The organism is Erwinia sp. PsM31 (assembly GCF_030433775.1).
Taxonomy (GTDB): domain Bacteria; phylum Pseudomonadota; class Gammaproteobacteria; order Enterobacterales; family Enterobacteriaceae; genus Erwinia; species Erwinia aeris.
The window spans coordinates 1-16,259 of record NZ_JARUWZ010000043.1 but is presented as its reverse complement, the minus strand read 5'-3'; the positions used below and the strand labels follow the sequence as shown (position 1 = coordinate 16,259).

General features: G+C 56.8%; 17 protein-coding genes and 1 riboswitch. Of the genes, 7 read left to right on the top strand and 10 right to left on the bottom strand.

The window, feature by feature from the left end:
- Nucleotides 1-570 precede the first annotated feature (570 nt).
- Nucleotides 571-705, bottom strand: a complete 135-nt coding sequence (locus QCD69_RS21310; protein ID WP_253456282.1) for a DUF1127 domain-containing protein — start codon at nucleotides 703-705, stop codon at nucleotides 571-573.
- A gap of 532 nt (nucleotides 706-1,237) precedes the next feature.
- Between QCD69_RS21310 and QCD69_RS21305 the strand changes: the two genes are divergently transcribed.
- A complete protein-coding gene (locus QCD69_RS21305; protein ID WP_253456279.1) occupies nucleotides 1,238-2,266 on the top strand; it encodes a glycosyltransferase family 32 protein in 1,029 nt (342 codons plus the stop codon).
- A gap of 56 nt (nucleotides 2,267-2,322) precedes the next feature.
- Here QCD69_RS21305 and thiH read toward each other — a convergent pair whose 3' ends face one another.
- The 7 genes from thiH to rsd form a co-directional block, all read right to left on the bottom strand.
- Nucleotides 2,323-3,444: a 2-iminoacetate synthase ThiH gene (gene thiH, locus QCD69_RS21300; protein ID WP_301253454.1), complete on the bottom strand. Its 1,122-nt coding sequence runs from the start codon at nucleotides 3,442-3,444 to the stop codon at nucleotides 2,323-2,325.
- Nucleotides 3,441-4,217 (bottom strand): thiazole synthase, encoded by a 777-nt coding sequence (locus tag QCD69_RS21295; RefSeq protein WP_301253453.1) that lies wholly within the window; start codon nucleotides 4,215-4,217, stop codon nucleotides 3,441-3,443. The genes thiH and QCD69_RS21295 overlap by 4 nt, the downstream gene beginning before the upstream one ends.
- Before the next feature lies 1 nt (nucleotide 4,218).
- Nucleotides 4,219-4,419, bottom strand: coding sequence for a sulfur carrier protein ThiS (thiS, locus tag QCD69_RS21290; RefSeq protein ID WP_253456271.1), 201 nt, complete (start codon nucleotides 4,417-4,419; stop codon nucleotides 4,219-4,221).
- Nucleotides 4,403-5,164 (bottom strand): HesA/MoeB/ThiF family protein, encoded by a 762-nt coding sequence (locus tag QCD69_RS21285; protein WP_301253456.1) that lies wholly within the window; start codon nucleotides 5,162-5,164, stop codon nucleotides 4,403-4,405. The genes thiS and QCD69_RS21285 overlap by 17 nt, the downstream gene beginning before the upstream one ends.
- Nucleotides 5,157-5,801 (bottom strand): thiamine phosphate synthase, encoded by a 645-nt coding sequence (gene thiE, locus QCD69_RS21280; RefSeq protein ID WP_301253452.1) that lies wholly within the window; start codon nucleotides 5,799-5,801, stop codon nucleotides 5,157-5,159. Before thiE ends, QCD69_RS21285 begins: the two co-directional genes overlap by 8 nt.
- Nucleotides 5,801-7,732: a phosphomethylpyrimidine synthase ThiC gene (gene thiC, locus QCD69_RS21275; RefSeq protein ID WP_253456266.1), complete on the bottom strand. Its 1,932-nt coding sequence runs from the start codon at nucleotides 7,730-7,732 to the stop codon at nucleotides 5,801-5,803. Before thiC ends, thiE begins: the two co-directional genes overlap by 1 nt.
- A gap of 75 nt (nucleotides 7,733-7,807) precedes the next feature.
- Nucleotides 7,808-7,908: riboswitch (TPP riboswitch) on the bottom strand.
- Nucleotides 7,909-7,997: 89 nt separating this feature from the next.
- Nucleotides 7,998-8,501: a sigma D regulator gene (gene rsd, locus QCD69_RS21270; RefSeq protein ID WP_253456264.1), complete on the bottom strand. Its 504-nt coding sequence runs from the start codon at nucleotides 8,499-8,501 to the stop codon at nucleotides 7,998-8,000.
- 73 nt (nucleotides 8,502-8,574) lie between these two features.
- On the opposite strand from rsd, the gene nudC reads away from it, so the two are divergent.
- The 6 genes from nudC to QCD69_RS21240 all read left to right on the top strand — a co-directional run bounded on the left by nudC (nucleotide 8,575) and on the right by QCD69_RS21240 (nucleotide 12,977).
- A complete protein-coding gene (gene nudC, locus QCD69_RS21265; protein WP_253456262.1) occupies nucleotides 8,575-9,348 on the top strand; it encodes an NAD(+) diphosphatase in 774 nt (257 codons plus the stop codon).
- A 39-nt stretch (nucleotides 9,349-9,387) separates the two neighbouring features.
- The gene (hemE, locus tag QCD69_RS21260; RefSeq protein ID WP_125290957.1) at nucleotides 9,388-10,455 is read left to right on the top strand and encodes a uroporphyrinogen decarboxylase; all 1,068 of its coding nucleotides are present in this window, start codon (nucleotides 9,388-9,390) and stop codon (nucleotides 10,453-10,455) included.
- A 2-nt stretch (nucleotides 10,456-10,457) separates the two neighbouring features.
- Nucleotides 10,458-11,126: a deoxyribonuclease V gene (gene nfi / locus QCD69_RS21255; RefSeq protein WP_125290958.1), complete on the top strand. Its 669-nt coding sequence runs from the start codon at nucleotides 10,458-10,460 to the stop codon at nucleotides 11,124-11,126.
- A 65-nt stretch (nucleotides 11,127-11,191) separates the two neighbouring features.
- Nucleotides 11,192-11,782: a YjaG family protein gene (locus QCD69_RS21250; protein WP_253456260.1), complete on the top strand. Its 591-nt coding sequence runs from the start codon at nucleotides 11,192-11,194 to the stop codon at nucleotides 11,780-11,782.
- Nucleotides 11,783-11,970: 188 nt separating this feature from the next.
- Nucleotides 11,971-12,243 (top strand): nucleoid-associated protein HU-alpha, encoded by a 273-nt coding sequence (gene hupA, locus QCD69_RS21245; RefSeq protein WP_017803060.1) that lies wholly within the window; start codon nucleotides 11,971-11,973, stop codon nucleotides 12,241-12,243.
- 80 nt (nucleotides 12,244-12,323) lie between these two features.
- Entirely contained in the window at nucleotides 12,324-12,977 is a 654-nt protein-coding gene (locus QCD69_RS21240; protein ID WP_441004991.1) for a DUF1481 domain-containing protein, read from the top strand.
- Between the two features lie 51 nt (nucleotides 12,978-13,028).
- Here the strand turns inward: QCD69_RS21240 and purD are convergent, their stop codons facing one another.
- Together purD and purH are read right to left on the bottom strand one after the other, a co-directional pair.
- Nucleotides 13,029-14,309, bottom strand: coding sequence for a phosphoribosylamine--glycine ligase (purD, locus tag QCD69_RS21235; RefSeq protein ID WP_253456258.1), 1,281 nt, complete (start codon nucleotides 14,307-14,309; stop codon nucleotides 13,029-13,031).
- Nucleotides 14,310-14,322: 13 nt separating this feature from the next.
- Entirely contained in the window at nucleotides 14,323-15,912 is a 1,590-nt protein-coding gene (purH, locus tag QCD69_RS21230) for a bifunctional phosphoribosylaminoimidazolecarboxamide formyltransferase/IMP cyclohydrolase (protein WP_301253451.1), read from the bottom strand.
- Nucleotides 15,913-16,259 lie beyond the last annotated feature (347 nt).

Genomic DNA, 16,259 nt, shown 5'->3' with positions numbered 1-16,259 from the left:
AAACAGGATAGGGATATTCGACAGGTGAATTTGCCAGGCTCCTTTTCCGCTTAACATCAGCGCCATGAATAACGTGACTAAAAAAAGTCCGTGGCGTTTTTTCATGGAAGATTCCCTTCTCAGGAGCCGCACTGCCCACCGGAACGCTGCAAACGAAACAAGCAGTGTGATTGACTTGTTTTTCGCGGTATCACAGAACCCGTTCCCTGAGTCCGGTGCCCTGCGGCAACAGGTGAAACGGCCCCGACGCAACGATAACAGCTACGACAATGAACAACATTTTATTATTGAAGAGATGCGAGTTATCACGCAGTAAGAAAGAAGTTGTTCCAGGTTATTACATGCGATAAGTGACGAAGCATGCAGAATCATCAAGTACTAAAAATTGGATAAAAATACGCTGGTTTTTTATACTTTATGACGATATATTGACCGGGTGGTTGACTTGTATTCGCATACCATCAGTACCTTTCAGAGCAGGACGGCAATCCTCTTCTGAAATAAAGAACCCCGCGCTGGCGGGGTTTTTTATTACTGAATACCCTGCATCCGTGGTTCGGCTGACCCGTTTTACCTGTATCGCTTAATGTCATCGCCGGTTAACCCGATATCTTTCAGCTGCGCATCGCTTAATCGCGCTAATATTTTACGGCTGTATACCTCCTGTCGCCAGGCCAGCCAGAGCCGCCGCGCCAGGCTGAACATCAGTACAAAGGGCGATGCTTTAAAAGGCTGCTCGCCGCCGTCTTACAATATTTTCCTGTGGCATCTGCTTTACCCGTCCGCAGGGCGGCTATCGAAGCGGCGCTACCTGATTTGTTGGTGAAGTAGCAAGAGGCGGGCCCGCGAGGGAAAACTGACGGGCCCGGACGCTTTTTCTCCAGCGTCGGCAGCGATTCTGGCAGCTTTAACAGAGCCAGTCATAACAAGAGTGGATTTATGGAAGGCGTGCCGCATATTTATCAGGCGCATTCATTTTTACGTTAAAAAATAAAAAGTAAGCGAAAACTAATTTTGTATTTATAAGATTTTTCACAGGTGGCTATTTTAAATCTTCATTGATTTATATTTTTGCTTCTCATTTCTTCCCTGAGCTTTCTCTTAAATCTATTAAGGGCAATGTCTTAATATTGAGATGTTTATCTCATCTTGCTAAATTAATACAAATTCCCGCTGCCGGATACGCCGCGCTTTCCATTTTTCGCTCAGCACTGTCAGCCAGCTGCTGTGAGGTATTATGAATAAAAATAAGATAAAGGCCATGGTGCGCCCGGCGCTGAAAAATGCGGTTTCGCTACGCCTGCGTATAGAAAAAGCCTTATTAAAAAGGAAAAAATTAGCGGAATACAATCCTGCTCTGGAACAGGATATGGATATCGTTATTCATAACAGAACGCCCGGCGAAATTCCTGAACGGGTCTGGATGTTCTGGGCCGGCTCGACGCTGCCAAAGGAAATCCAGAGCTTTGTTGATAAGGTTGCGCGAGAGAACCCGGACTGGTCAGTAACGGTAGTGAATGACAGTAATCTGTCGCACTATCTGCCGGAGCTGGTCTTTACGCGGCAGGACATGCTGGTTGCCCACAGAAGCGACGTTATTCGCCTGGAGCTGCTGTATAAATATGGCGGCGTTTGGATGGATGCAAGCGTAATACTAAACCGCACGCTGGATGAATTTCTGGCGGTCAACGGCAACAGCCGTTATGACATGGTCGCCTTTTATCGCGATGTCTCCACTGTCGATCGGCGCTATCCGGTGATTGAAACCTGGTTTATGGCCGCCCCGAAAAAGAACCCGTTTATTGCAAGCTGGCTGCGCTATTTCCGCCCGATTATTACGCTGGGCGCGGCAGACATGTTTAAGCAGCTTCAACAGCTGCCCAATTATCAGGAACTGGTACAGAAAATTACCGATCCGCAATACCTTATTCTGAATATTACGCAGCAGCAGGCGCTGCGTGAATATAATGAGTACAACCTTTATTTAAGAAAGTGCGAGGCCAACGCGCTTTATTATCAGCGTCTGGTAAGCTGGGACGCCGTACAGCTTAGCCGGATGCTGATGATCGATCGCCTGCCGGATGTTCTGCCGCCTATCGTTAAGCTGACCGGGCTGGATCGGAAATACCTAAGCACTAATTTACGCTATGGCGCGGTAAATAAAGACAGCCTGTTGGGACAGGTGCTGTTTGCGGATGCGCCGGACAGAATGCCGGACATGCCGGATATGCCGATGCCCGGTATATCCGGCAGCGCAGGCGCTTAGGCTCCTCTGAACCAGGCAGGAGACGCAGGTCTTCTCGGTCCCGGTAGCGCAGGCGCTCAGGCTCTTCCCAGCCAGCTGTCCCAGTCTTTCCAGACCGGCTGCATGCCGGCACGGATCAGCGCTTCGGCTACCTGCCGCGGATGGCGATTATCGTGCGGCGAGAACTGTTCCAGCTCGCTTTGCGTCTCGGCGTAGCCGCCAGGCTGCGTTTTTGAGAAAGCGCTGATCGTATTGATCGCCAGCGGCACCACCTTGTCACGGAACTGCGGCGATTCGCGCGTTGACAGCGACTGCTCCACTTCCGGCGCAAACAGACGAAACGCGCAGATAACCTGTACCAGCTGGGCCTCATCCATGACTGAAGCAGGCTGAATGCCGCCAGCGCAGGGGCGCAAGCGAGGGAAAGCCACTGAATAGCGGCTTTGCCAGTACGTTTTCTGTAGCCACAGCATATGTTCCGCCATCATATAACAGTCGGCGCGCCAGCTGTCAGAAAGGCCGATCAGCGCGCCCAGCCCGATCTTATCGATCCCCGCGCGTCCCAGCCTGTCCGGCGTTTCCAGCCGAAAGAAAAAGTCCTGCTTGTTGCCTTTCAGATGGTGCTGACCATACACCGTTGGATGATAGGTTTCCTGATAGACCAGCACGCCATCCAGCCCCAGCGTTTTCAGTTCCGTATACTCCTGCTGGCCCAGCGGCTGCACTTCCATCATCAGCGAGCTGAAATGCGCGCGGATGGCGGGAAGATGACGGCGAAAATAATCCATCCCAACTTTCGCCTGATGCTCACCGGTGACCAGCAGCAGCTGATCGAAGCCCATCGCCCGGATCGCCAGGCACTCGCGCTCGATCTCCTGCGCATCCAGCGTTTTACGCTTGATCCGGTTGCTCATAGAGAAGCCGCAATAGGTACAGTCGTTGGCGCACAGGTTGGAGAGATAAAGCGGAACGAAGAGGTTTACGGCATGGCCGAAGCGCTGGCGCGTCAACAATTGCGCCTTACGGGCCATCGGTTCCAGCCAGGCCTGCGCGGCAGGCGAAAGCAGCGCCATCAGCTCCTCGCGGCCAACGACAGACGCATTCAGCGCCCGCTCCACGTCAGCCGAAGTTTTGCTGTTGATGCGCAGGCGGATATCGTCCCAGTCCAGCTGTTCCCACTGCGAGACAAAGCTTTTCATGGCGTCACTCCGCTTTGCAAAAAGCTGGTCAGCGGGCTGGTGGCGACGGCCTGCTGCTGCTGACTGCCCAGGCCGCTTTGCCGCGCCAGTTCGCCCGCTTCTACAGCGAGGCGGAAAGCGCGCGCCATTTGCACAGGATCGCGGGCAGAGGCCATGGCGGTATTCACCAGCACCGCATCGGCGCCCATTTCCAGCGCTTCACTGGCGTGGCTGGGCGCGCCAATGCCTGCGTCAATCACCACCGGGACGCTGGCCTGCTCGATAATAATCGTCAGCAAATCCCGGGTTTTCAGCCCCTGATTGCTGCCAATCGGCGCGCCAAGCGGCATCACGGCGGCACAGCCCGCTTCTTCAAGCCTTCTGCACAGCACAGGATCGGCGTGGCAATAGGGCAGGACGGTAAAACCCTCCCGCACCAGGGTTTCCGCCGCCTTCAGCGTTTCGACGGCATCGGGCAGCAGATAACGCACGTCAGGATGGATTTCCAGCTTCACCCAGCTCGTGCCCAGCGCTTCCCGCGCCAGGCGCGCGGCAAAAATGGCTTCCTCGGCGGTTTTCGCGCCGGAAGTATTGGGAAGAAGCTGCACGCCCAGCTGACGTAAAGGCGCCAGAATGCCGTCGTCGCCGCCGCGTAAATCCAAGCGTTTCATCGCCATCGTCACCAGCTGCGTGCCGGACTCCCGAAGTGCATTGAGCATCACGGCAGGGTTGGAGAACTTACCTGTGCCGGTAAACAGCCGGGAAGAAAAGGTTTTATCAGCAATCTGTAGCATATTAACCTCCGGCGATAGCCTGGAAAATCACCAGGTTGTCGCCTTCCTGTAAAAGATGAGTGTCCCAGCGATCCCGCGGCACAATCTGCTGATTGACAGCCAGCGCGGTGCCAGAGTGGCTATGGGCAAGCTGCGCCAGCAGCGCGGTCAGCGTCAGCGGCGCGACAAAAACGTGCGGCTCATCATTAATGATGATGTTCACGATGGCCTCCGCATACCGGGCAGCCGGGGCTGCGCTCAAGGTCAAGCGTGCGCCAGGCCTGCGTTTTGCCGTCAAACAGCCGCAGCTTGCCGTCCAGCGCCGACGGCTGGCCGGCCAGCATCTTCAACGCTTCCAGCGCCTGCAGCGTGCCCATCACGCCGACCACCGGGCCGAGTACGCCTGCGGTGCGGCAGTTGCGCTGCGGCTCCGCTTTATCGGGCCACAGGCAGCAGTAGCAGCCACGCCGGAAAGGCGGGGTGATCGCCAGCAGCTGGCCGCCGAAACCGACCGCGCTGGCGCTGATCAGCGGCGTGCTGGCTGCGACGCAGGCGGCATTCACGGCGTGACGCGTCTGCATGTTGTCGCTGCAGTCCAGCACCAGATCGACCCGCTGCGCCGTTTCCTGCAGCGTGGCGGCATCCATACGCTGCTCAAGCGCTACAAACTCGACCTGAGGATTCAGCGCCTGCAAACGATCTTTCGCCAGCGTGGCCTTTGGCTGGCCGATATCGCTGCTGCGGTAGAGGATTTGACGCTGCAAATTGCTGATATGCACCCTGTCGTCATCGGCCAGCAGCAGCTTGCCCACGCCCGCTGCGGCAAGATACGTCGCAGCCGGTGAGCCTAAGCCGCCCAGGCCGACAATCAGCACGCTGGCCGCCAGCAGCTTTTCCTGCGCCTGCGGGCCAAACTCCTCCAGCAGCAGCTGGCGGCTGTAACGCATAAAATCGCCGTCGCTAAGCATCAAGCGGCCCTCCGCTTCCTGCCAGCGCCAGCAGCTGCGCGGTGGCGGCCTGCCAGTCTGCCGCCTGGGTAATGGCACTGACCACGGCGATACTGCCGACGCCGGTTGCCAGCACGTCTGGCGCCCGCGCCAGCGAGATGCCGCCGATAGCCACGGTTGAGACGTTCTGCAGGCGCCCGACATGCCGCTTCAGCTCCTGAAGCCCCTGAGGTGAAGAGGGCATAGCTTTAGTTTGCGTAGGAAAGACGTGTCCCAGCGCGATGTAGGATGGGCGCTCGGCCAGCGCGCGATCCAGTTCCGCGTCATCATGCGTGGATAACCCCAGCCGCAGCCCGGCGCGGTGGATCGCATCCAGATCGGCAATAGCCAGATCTTCCTGGCCCAGGTGTACGCCATAGGCGCCATGCTGAATCGCCAGCCGCCAGTAATCGTTGATAAACAGACGGGCCTGATAGCGTTTACCTAACTCGATGGCCGCGGCGATATCCTGTTCCACCGCCGCTTCCGGCAGATCTTTAATGCGCAGCTGGATAGTGCGCACGCCAGCCGCCAGCAAACGCTCGATCCAGATGACGCTGTCCACCACCGGATAAAGCCCCAGCCTGGCTGCCGTCAGGGGAAAAGCGCTACGGCTCATTATTTTTCCTCCTGCGTTAAGGCATCCATGGCATGGTAAAGCTCGCCGCCACGACGGCGGAACGTCTCTGACATCTCCGCCATGCCGATCGCTATCGGCTCTGCTTCCGCTTCCTGTTTTGCTGCGTATTCGCGGACTTCCTGGGTGATTTTCATCGAGCAGAATTTCGGGCCGCACATGGAGCAGAAGTGGGCAACCTTACCGGACTCCTGCGGCAGCGTTTCATCGTGGAAAGCGCGTGCGGTATGCGGATCCAGCGCCAGGTTGAACTGATCTTCCCAGCGGAATTCAAAACGCGCTTTCGACATGGCGTTGTCACGGATCTGCGCGCCGGGATGGCCTTTGGCAAGATCCGCCGCGTGGGCCGCGATCTTGTAGGTAATCAAACCTTGTTTGACATCTTCTTTATTCGGCAGGCCCAGATGTTCTTTCGGCGTAACGTAGCAGAGCATGGCGCAGCCGAACCAGCCAATCATCGCCGCGCCGATGCCGGAGGTAAAATGGTCGTAGCCAGGCGCGATATCGGTAGTCAGCGGGCCAAGCGTATAGAAAGGCGCCTCGTGGCAGTGTTCGAGCTGCTCGGTCATATTGCGTCTGATCATTTGCATCGGCACGTGTCCCGGCCCTTCAATCATCACCTGCACGTCATATTCCCAGGCGATTTTCGTCAGCTCGCCCAGCGTGCGCAGCTCGGCAAACTGCGCCTCGTCGTTGGCATCCTGTATTGAGCCAGGACGCAGGCCGTCACCCAGCGACAGCGAGACGTCGTAAGCGGCGCAGATCTCGCAAATGTCACTGAAGCGTTCGTAGAGAAAGCTTTCACGATGATGCGACAGGCACCACTTCGCCATAATGGAGCCGCCGCGCGAAACGATGCCGGTCAGGCGTTTCGCCGTCATCGGCACATAGCGCAGCAGCACGCCGGCATGGATGGTGAAGTAATCCACGCCCTGTTCAGCCTGCTCCAGCAGCGTGTCGCGGAATATTTCCCAGTTGAGGTCTTCCGCCACGCCGTTGACTTTTTCCAGCGCCTGATAGATCGGCACCGTACCAATCGGCAGCGGGCTGTTGCGCAGGATCCACTCGCGGGTTTCATGGATATTTCGCCCGGTGGAGAGGTCCATCACCGTATCCGCTCCCCAGCGTGCCGACCAGACCAGCTTTTCGACCTCTTCTTCAATCGAAGAACTGACCGCAGAGTTGCCGATATTGGCGTTGATCTTCACCAGGAAATTGCGGCCGATAATCATCGGCTCCGATTCAGGATGGTTGATATTGGCCGGGATAATCGCGCGTCCGGCAGCCACTTCCTGACGAACAAACTCGGCGGTGATATTTTCCGGCAGCCGCGCGCCAAAATCCTGTCCCGGATGCTGCTGCAACAGCACCTCGCTGCGAACGCGCTCGCGGCCCATGTTTTCGCGCAGCGCGATAAATTCCATTTCCGGCGTGATAATGCCCTGGCGCGCGTAGTGCAGCTGCGTGACGCGGCGACCAGCCTGGGCGCGGCGCGGCCGCGGCAGATTCTCAAAGCGCAGATGATCAAGCCCTTCGTCCGCCAGACGCTGCTGCGTATAAACGGAGCTTAATTGCTCAATCGGTTGCGTATCGGCGCGCTCTGCAATCCAGCTTTCCCGCAGCCTGGCGATACCGGCACGCACGTCAATAGCGGCGTCGGGATCGCCATAAGGGCCGGCGGTATCGTAAACCGGCACCGGTTCGTTTTCTTCAAACTGTGGATTGTCTTTGCCGCCGCCGGTCAGGGTGGGCGAGAGCTGAATTTCACGCATGGGAACGCGCAGATCGGCTCGCGAACCGGTCAGATAAATGCGTCTGGAATTGGGGAAAGCGGTGCCCTGTAAAGCAGCGATAAACTGCTGCGCTTCAGCACGCTGTTCGCGGCGGTTGGATTTCTTAACCTGGGTAGACATAGCAAGTTCCTGACTTAAGGGAAATTTGCTTGTCCGGAGTTCGGAGGAGTAAGCGCAGAGCCGATGGCCCTGACCTGGATCTTTACTCTTGTTCCCTTCGCAGGTTCTAACCTGATCAGGTTCCGCGGATCCCGAATTAACGGTCTCAGCCCCGAGGGGCACTCCGACAAGAAGAAGTCTGGCTTTCGCCAGAGGCAATCATGCGATTGCCTTTTCAGCATAAAGGGGCGTTATGGAAAGCTCAAGGGATTAAACAGTTAACTTTTCAGGCAGGACGAGCCATCGCAGAGTCATTAGCTGCGGACTTATCCGCATACTTCTCCAGCGCCAGCTGAATAAATTTATCTTCCAGGGTGAAGCGGGCTTCCAGCGCTTCGCCGACGATCGACAGCGCCTGCTGGAACTCCAGATAGTTATCGTGATCGATGGCGTTTTCCAGATGGGCGTCGTAAATCGCCATAATCTGTTCGGTATTCGCCTGTAGCGAAGGATAAATCAGCGCCGCTTTGGCCAGCTGGTCGGTGCCTTCCATTTCCTGAATAAACCGTTCGTACGCCGTGAAGTGGCCGGTTGAGAGATAATCAACCAGGCTTTGACAGAAGTTATCCAGCGCCTCTTCGTCGAGCGTAGTCAGCGATTCTTTGTTAGGCTTCATGCCAACCATTTGATAATAAGCAACTAACAACTGCTTGCGTGAGTGAAGGCAAAAGTCTACCAGTTCGCTGCATCCGCCTACGCGTGAGGCCAAAACTTCCAGCTGGTCAAGCATGAGTGACTCCAAAAGTGTTATTTTAACTGTCTATCCCAATCCGGTAAGTGCGTGAAGTGAGGATGAGCAATTTATGGAACTTGAGATTTCAAGCGTAGACGCTGGCTGGTGGATTGTCAGCCATGAACAGAAACTTTGGCTGCCAAAAGGTCAATTACCGTACGGAAACGCACAAGATTTAGGCCTGGCCGGCTCGAAAGGCGCGCTGATTGGCGAATGGCAGGGCGAACCTGTACGGCTGATTAGCGAAAATCGTCCGGAAGGGATGGCATCGCTGCGGCAGCTGCTCGATCAGGATCCCGCCCTGTTTCAGCTGGCGGGACGCGGCATCCAGCTGGCCGAATTTTATCGCTCGCATCAGTGGTGCGGCTACTGTGGACACGCGATGCATCGCAGCAAAACGGAATGGGCCTGCCTGTGTGGCCACTGCCGCCAGCGCTATTATCCGCAAATTGCGCCCTGCATCATCGTGGCCATTCGTCGCGGCGATGAAATCCTGCTGGCTCAGCATACCCGACACCGCAACGGCATCTACACGGTGCTGGCGGGTTTTGTGGAGGTAGGCGAAACGCTGGAGCAAACCGTAGCGCGCGAGGTGATGGAGGAGAGCGGCATCAAGGTGAAAAACCTGCGCTATGTTTCCTCGCAGCCCTGGCCTTTCCCGCAGTCATTGATGATGGCGTTTATGGCCGACTACGACAGCGGCGAGATCAACATTGATCCCAAAGAGCTGCTGGATGCCAACTGGTATCGCTACGACGCCTTGCCACAGCTGCCGCCGGCGGGAACGGTGGCCCGTCGGCTGATAGAAGACACCGTCGCGCTCTGCCGCGCCGCTGCGGAATAACTGATATACTGTGCGTCTGAATGAAAAAGAGTCCTGAAGATGAGTGAACTGAAGAACGATCGTTATTTGCGTGCTCTGCTGCGTCAGCCGGTAGACGTTACGCCCGTGTGGATGATGCGCCAGGCCGGACGGTATTTGCCGGAGTACAAGGCGACGCGCGCCCAGGCCGGCGACTTTATGTCGCTGTGTAAAAATGCTGAGCTGGCCTGTGAAGTCACGCTGCAACCGCTGCGTCGCTACGCGCTGGATGCGGCGATCCTCTTCTCTGATATCCTGACCATCCCTGATGCGATGGGGCTGGGACTCTATTTTGAAGCTGGCGAAGGCCCGCGCTTCTCCTCGCCTGTGACCTGCCGTGCGGACGTCGAAAAACTGCCCGTGTTCGATCCCGAACAGGAGCTGGGCTACGTGATGAATGCGGTGCGCACCATTCGTAAAAATTTACAGGGCGCGGTGCCGCTGATCGGTTTTTCCGGCAGTCCGTGGACGCTGGCGACCTACATGGTGGAAGGTGGCAGCAGTAAGGCCTTCACTAAACTGAAAAAAATGATGTATGCCGAGCCGGAAACCCTGCATCTGATGCTGGATAAGCTGGCCGACAGCGTTACGCTCTATCTGAACGCACAGATCCGCGCGGGCGCGCAGTCGGTGATGATTTTCGACACCTGGGGCGGCGTGCTGACCGGGCGCGACTATTTGCAGTTCTCCCTGCACTACATGCATAAAATCGTCGATGGCCTGCAGCGTGAAAACGACGGTCGCCGCGTGCCCGTGACGCTGTTTACCAAGGGCGGCGGCCAGTGGCTGGAAGCGATGGCGGAAACCGGCTGCGACGCGCTTGGTCTGGACTGGACCACCGATATTGGCGAGGCGCGTCGACGCGTTGGCCATAAAGTGGCGCTGCAGGGCAACATGGATCCTTCTATGCTTTATGCCACGCCTGCCCGTATTGAGCAGGAAGTGGCGGGCATTCTTCAGGGCTTCGGCAACGGCACGGGCCACGTGTTCAACCTGGGTCACGGCATTCATCAGGATGTCCCGCCGGAACACGCGGGTGCTTTTGTGGAGGCCGTCCACAAACTGTCAGGACAGTATCACCAGGATTAATTATGGATATACAGGCATTAAAGCAGGAACAGACGACGCGTGCGGCGGAAGTGGTACGCGCTGATGATTTTGACGTAATGCCACCGCGCTATATCGCCGGGGCGGACGTGGGGTTTGAGCAGGGCGGCGAGGTCACGCGCGCCGCGCTGGTGCTGTTGGAGTATCCGTCGCTGAAGCTTATTGAGCATCGCGTCGCGCGGATAGCCACCACCATGCCTTATATCCCCGGCTTTCTCTCGTTTCGCGAATATCCCGCTCTGCTGGCCGCCTGGGAGCAGCTGGAGCAAAAACCCGATCTGCTGTTTGTCGACGGTCAGGGTATCGCGCATCCGCGCCGTCTTGGCGTCGCCAGCCACTTTGGCCTGCTGGTGGATGTGCCGACTATTGGCGTGGCGAAACGCCGGCTATGCGGCAAGTTCGAGCCGTTAGGCGACGAGCCGGGCTCCCGACAGCCGCTGATCGACAAAGGCGAGCAGATTGGCTGGGTGCTGCGCAGCAAAAAACGCTGCAATCCGCTGTTTATTTCGCCAGGCCACCGCGTCAGTAACGATACGGCGCTGCACTGGGTGGAGACCTGCCTGCAGGGCTACCGTTTGCCGGAACCGACGCGCTGGGCCGATGCCGTGGCGTCCAACCGGCCCGCTTTCGCCCGTCTCGGCATCCCGCTATAACGGTGTGAGGCGCCGGCTTTTCGGTTACACTGCAGCCCGCGCACTTTTGTTTAAGAGATCCCAACATGTTACGTAATCCGATTCACCTGCGGCTGGAAAAACTGGAAAGCTGGCAGCACGTTACTTTTATGGCCTGCCTGTGCGAGCGCATGTATCCCAATTACTGGGCTTTTTGCCGCCAGACCGAGTTTGGCGACGGCCAGCTTTATCGTCGTATTCTCGATTTGGTCTGGGAAACGCTGCTGGTGAAAGATGCCAAAGTGAATTTTGACTCGCAGCTGGAAAAGCTGGAAGAAGCCATTCCGGCGGCGGAGGATTACGATCTGTACGGCGTTTATCCAGCCATCGACGCCTGCGTCGCGCTGAGCGAACTGCTGCATTCCCGTTTGAGCGGTGAAACCCTGGCGCACGCTATTGCCGTCAGCGAAGCTTCAATCACCTCTGTAGCGATGCTGGAAATGACCCAGGCCGAACGTGAAATGACCGAGGAAGAGCTAAAAGCCAATCCTGCCGTTGAAGAGGAATGGGACATCCAGTGGGAGATTTTTCGCCTGCTCAGCGCCTGTGAGGAAAGGGATCCAGAACTGATAAAAGGACTGCGTTCTGACCTGCGGGAATCAGGGATTAGCAATATCGGTATAAATTTTCAGCAGTAAGGCGATAAAACGTGACTTCAGGCCTGATTTGTAGCGCCTTAAGGCTTCACATTCGCCCCCAGTCTGGTCTACATTTGTGGGGCTGAAAAAAGTGGCTATCGGTGCGTGTATGCAGGAGAGTGCCAGAAACTGGTTTTTCCCTCGCACTCGATGCTTAGCAAGCGATAAATACACTGTAAGGATAACTTATGAACAAGACTCAACTGATTGATGTAATTGCGGACAAAGCGGACCTGTCTAAGACCCAGGCTAAAGCTGCACTGGAATCCACTCTGGCTGCGATTACTGAGTCTCTGAAAGAAGGTGATGCTGTACAACTGGTTGGTTTTGGTACTTTTAAAGTTAACCACCGTGCTGAGCGTACTGGCCGCAACCCGCAGACCGGCAACGAAATCAAAATTGCAGCTGCAAACGTACCGGCATTCGTTTCTGGTAAAGCTCTGAAAGACGCTGTTAAATAATCGACAGTGAAAAGTTTTAAACAGGGGGGCGTTAAGCCCCTTTTGTTAAGGCTTTTTAGCTGTTTCTGCCAGGACAGCTTGTGACGCTTTTCTCTCGTTCCCTTTTGCCGTTCCTGCTGCTGTTAGCAGGCTGTAGTTCACGGCAGATGCCTGATTTTACCGCCAGCGGCTATCTTGCCGATCGCGGCGCCGTGCGTATCTGGCGCAAAACGCCTTCCCCACAGTCAATCCATCTGCAAACGGTCTATACCCCTTTTACCGAGCCGGTAACGGAAACCACGGACTACCAGTGGCAAGAGGGCAAACTGATTTCTGTTGAACGCAAAATCGTGGGCGCAAATCCTGAAAGCGTGACGCTACGCTTTGACCAATCCGGTCGCCTGAGCTTTATGCAGCGCCAGCTGGCGAATCGACGGGAAGCGCTGACGGCTGATGCTATCGCGCTCTACCAGTTTGATGCCGGACGTATGCTGACTATCAGCGACGATTTGCTACGCGGACGCGTAAGGCTATTACAGGGAGAGTGGATGCCTTCGGGCGCGGTCAGGTTATGCGGAGGCGGTAAGGCTTCGCCTGGCTTCGACAGCAACGCAGTGCGTTATATCACCCAGCATCAGCAGGGATCGGGCGAACCGCTCAGCATTGCCTGGCTGGAAGCGCCGGGCGGCACGCAGCTGCTGCTGGCGACGCCGGAAGACCTTTGTCAGCAACAGCCGCAGGCCGACAGCTTTTAATCGGCTGCCAGCTTGAGAGAGAAGGGGACAGTGCTGCCCCCTGAATCACTCTTATTTACGCCCGATAGCGCGGTAGCCGATATCCGTGCGGCAGAAGCTGCCATGCCAGGAGATGTGCTTAGCCAGCTCGTAGGCATGTTTTTGCGCCGCCGCAACATCTTCGCCCAGCGCGGTCACGCATAATACGCGTCCGCCGTTTGTCACCACCAAATCGTCCTGCATTTTGGTTCCGGCGTGGAAAACCTTGCCGTCCGGCGTCGCTTCCAGCGGCAAGCCGTGGATCTGGTCGCCAGTGGCGTAATCGCCAGGATAGCCGCCCGCCGCCAGCACCACGCCCAGCGAAGGACGCGGATCCCAGACGGAGTCTTTGCTATCCAGCTTGCCGTCAACGGCGGCAAGGCAAAGATCGACCAGGTCGGACTGCAGGCGCAGCATGATCGGCTGGGTTTCCGGGTCGCCAAAGCGGCAGTTAAATTCAATGACTTTCGGCTGGCCGCTGTTATCGATCATCAGGCCGGCATAAAGGAAGCCGGTATAGACGTTGCCTTCGGCCGCCATGCCGCGGACGGTCGGCCAGATAACCTCGTCCATAACGCGCTGGTGGATTTCATCGGTCACGACCGGGGCCGGCGAATAGGCACCCATGCCGCCGGTATTAGGGCCGGTATCGCCATCGCCCACGCGTTTATGATCCTGACTGGTCGCCATCGGCAGCACGTTCTCGCCGTCAACCATCACGATAAAGCTGGCTTCCTCGCCGTCCAGAAACTCCTCCACCACGATACGGTGCCCGGCATCGCCAAAGGCGTTTCCGGCCAGCATGTCTTTAATGGCGGCTTCCGCTTCTTCCAGCGTCATTGCGACAATCACGCCTTTGCCCGCCGCCAGGCCGTCCGCCTTGATCACAATCGGCGCGCCCTTACTGCGCGTATAGGCCAGCGCGGCCTCGACGTCGGTGAAGTTCTGGTATTCCGCCGTCGGGATTTTATGGCGGGCCAGGAAATCCTTGGTGAACGCTTTAGAACCTTCCAGCTGCGCGGCAGCCTGGGTCGGGCCAAAGATCTTCAGCCCGGCCGCGCGAAAAGCATCGACTATGCCAATGACCAGCGGCGCTTCCGGCCCAACGATAGTCAGATCGATGTGCTCACGCTGTGCAAAATCCAGCAGTGCAGGGATATCGGTCGCGCCGATAGCGACGTTTTGCAACGCCGGCTCCAGCGCGGTGCCGGCATTGCCCGGCGCGACAAAAACGGTTTCCGCCAGCGGCGACTGCGAAGCTTTCCACGCCAGCGCGTGCTCACGGCCGCCATTGCCAATCACTAAAATTTTCATTGTCGGTTCCTTATTAATGGCGGAAGTGGCGCATATTGGTGAAAATCATGGCAATGCCGTGTTCATCAGCGGCGGCAATCACTTCTTCATCGCGAATCGAGCCGCCAGGCTGGATAACGCAGCTCACGCCCGCCGCCGCCGCCGCATCAATACCGTCACGGAACGGGAAGAAGGCGTCAGAGGCCAGCGCGCAGCCTTCCACCACCAGACCTTCATCTTTTGCTTTGATACCGGCAATTTTGGCGGAGTAAACGCGGCTCATCTGGCCTGCGCCAATTCCGACGGTCATATTGTCGCGCGCATAAACAATGGCGTTGGATTTTACAAACTTGGCGACTTTCCAGCAGAACAGCGCATCGCGTAGCTCCTGCTCTGTTGGCTGACGTTTGGTCACGACGCGCAGCTGGCTTGCTTCCACCATGCCCAGATCGCGATCCTGTACCAGCAAACCGCCGTTCACGCGCTTGAAGTCCAGCCCGGTCTGACGCTGCTGCCACTGGCCGCAAATCAGCACGCGCACGTTCTGCTTAGCCGACGTCACCTTCAGCGCGGCTTCGCTGGCGGAGGGCGCAATAATCACTTCAACGAACTGGCGGCTGATAATTGCCTGAGCGGTCGCTTCGTCCAGCTCACGGTTAAAGGCGATAATGCCGCCGAAGGCAGAGGTAGGATCGGTTTTGTAAGCCAGCTCGTAAGCGCCCAAAGCCGAATCGCTAACCGCCACGCCGCAAGGGTTAGCGTGTTTGACAATCACGCAGGCCGGTTCGCTGAACTCTTTTACGCATTCCAGCGCCGCATCGGTATCGGCAATGTTGTTATAAGAAAGCGCTTTGCCCTGAACCTGCTGCGCCGTGGCGACCGAAGCCTCAGTCACATTCTCTTCTATATAGAAGGCGGCATCCTGATGGCTGTTTTCGCCGTAGCGCATATCTTGCTTCTTAATGAAGTTCAAATTCAGCGTACGCGGGAAGCGTCCGGCAGGCTCGCGGGTTTCGCCATGATAGGCCGGAACCAGGCTGCCGAAGTAGTTGGCGATCATGCTGTCGTAGGCAGCGGTATGCTCGAAAGCTTTAATAGCCAGATCGAAGCGGGTAGCCAGCTGTAGTGAGTTATCGTTGGCGTCCATCTCGGCAATCACCGCGTCGTAGTCGCTGCTCTTTACAACGATAGCTACGTCTTTATGGTTCTTGGCCGCGGAGCGCACCATCGTCGGGCCGCCGATATCGATATTCTCTACCGCATCTTCCAGCGAGCAGCCTTCGCGCGCCACCGTCTGTGCAAAGGGATAAAGGTTAACGACCACCATGTCGATAGGGGCGATGCTGTGCGCCTGCATGATGGCATCGTCCTGGCCGCGACGTCCCAGAATGCCGCCGTGAACTTTCGGATGCAGGGTTTTGACGCGTCCATCCATCATTTCCGGGAAACCGGTATAGTCAGACACTTCGGTAACGGGCAGGCCGGCCTCGGCCAACAGACGAGCAGTGCCGCCCGTGGAGAGCAGCTCCACACCACGCGCGGAAAGCGCCTGTGCAAATTCGAGGATACCGGCTTTGTCGGACACGCTGAGCAGAGCGCGGCGTACAGGACGAGGTTGTTGCATGAGGTTTTATCCCTTGGCTTTGGTTCGCATAGATAAGAGCGTTACATCAATCTTAGCTTTTCCCCTCCTTTATAAAGAAAGAAGCAGCGAAGATTCAGGTAACGCCCCCAAATGGGGGCCGGGATTTTTCCGGGGCATTGTAGCGAAAACGTTTGCGTGATGCTCGTCTAAATTTGTTCTTACCGCCGGATGTGGATAACTTTGTGGGTAAATGCGTATAAATAGCCCTTTTGCTGTGGAATGCAGCGAACGCGCTATTTTTCTAAAATTAGGGGTTGTCAGCCGCCAAGAACTCCCTATAATGCGCAACCACTGAGACGGCACAACGGCTTACAGCCAGCGGCTCA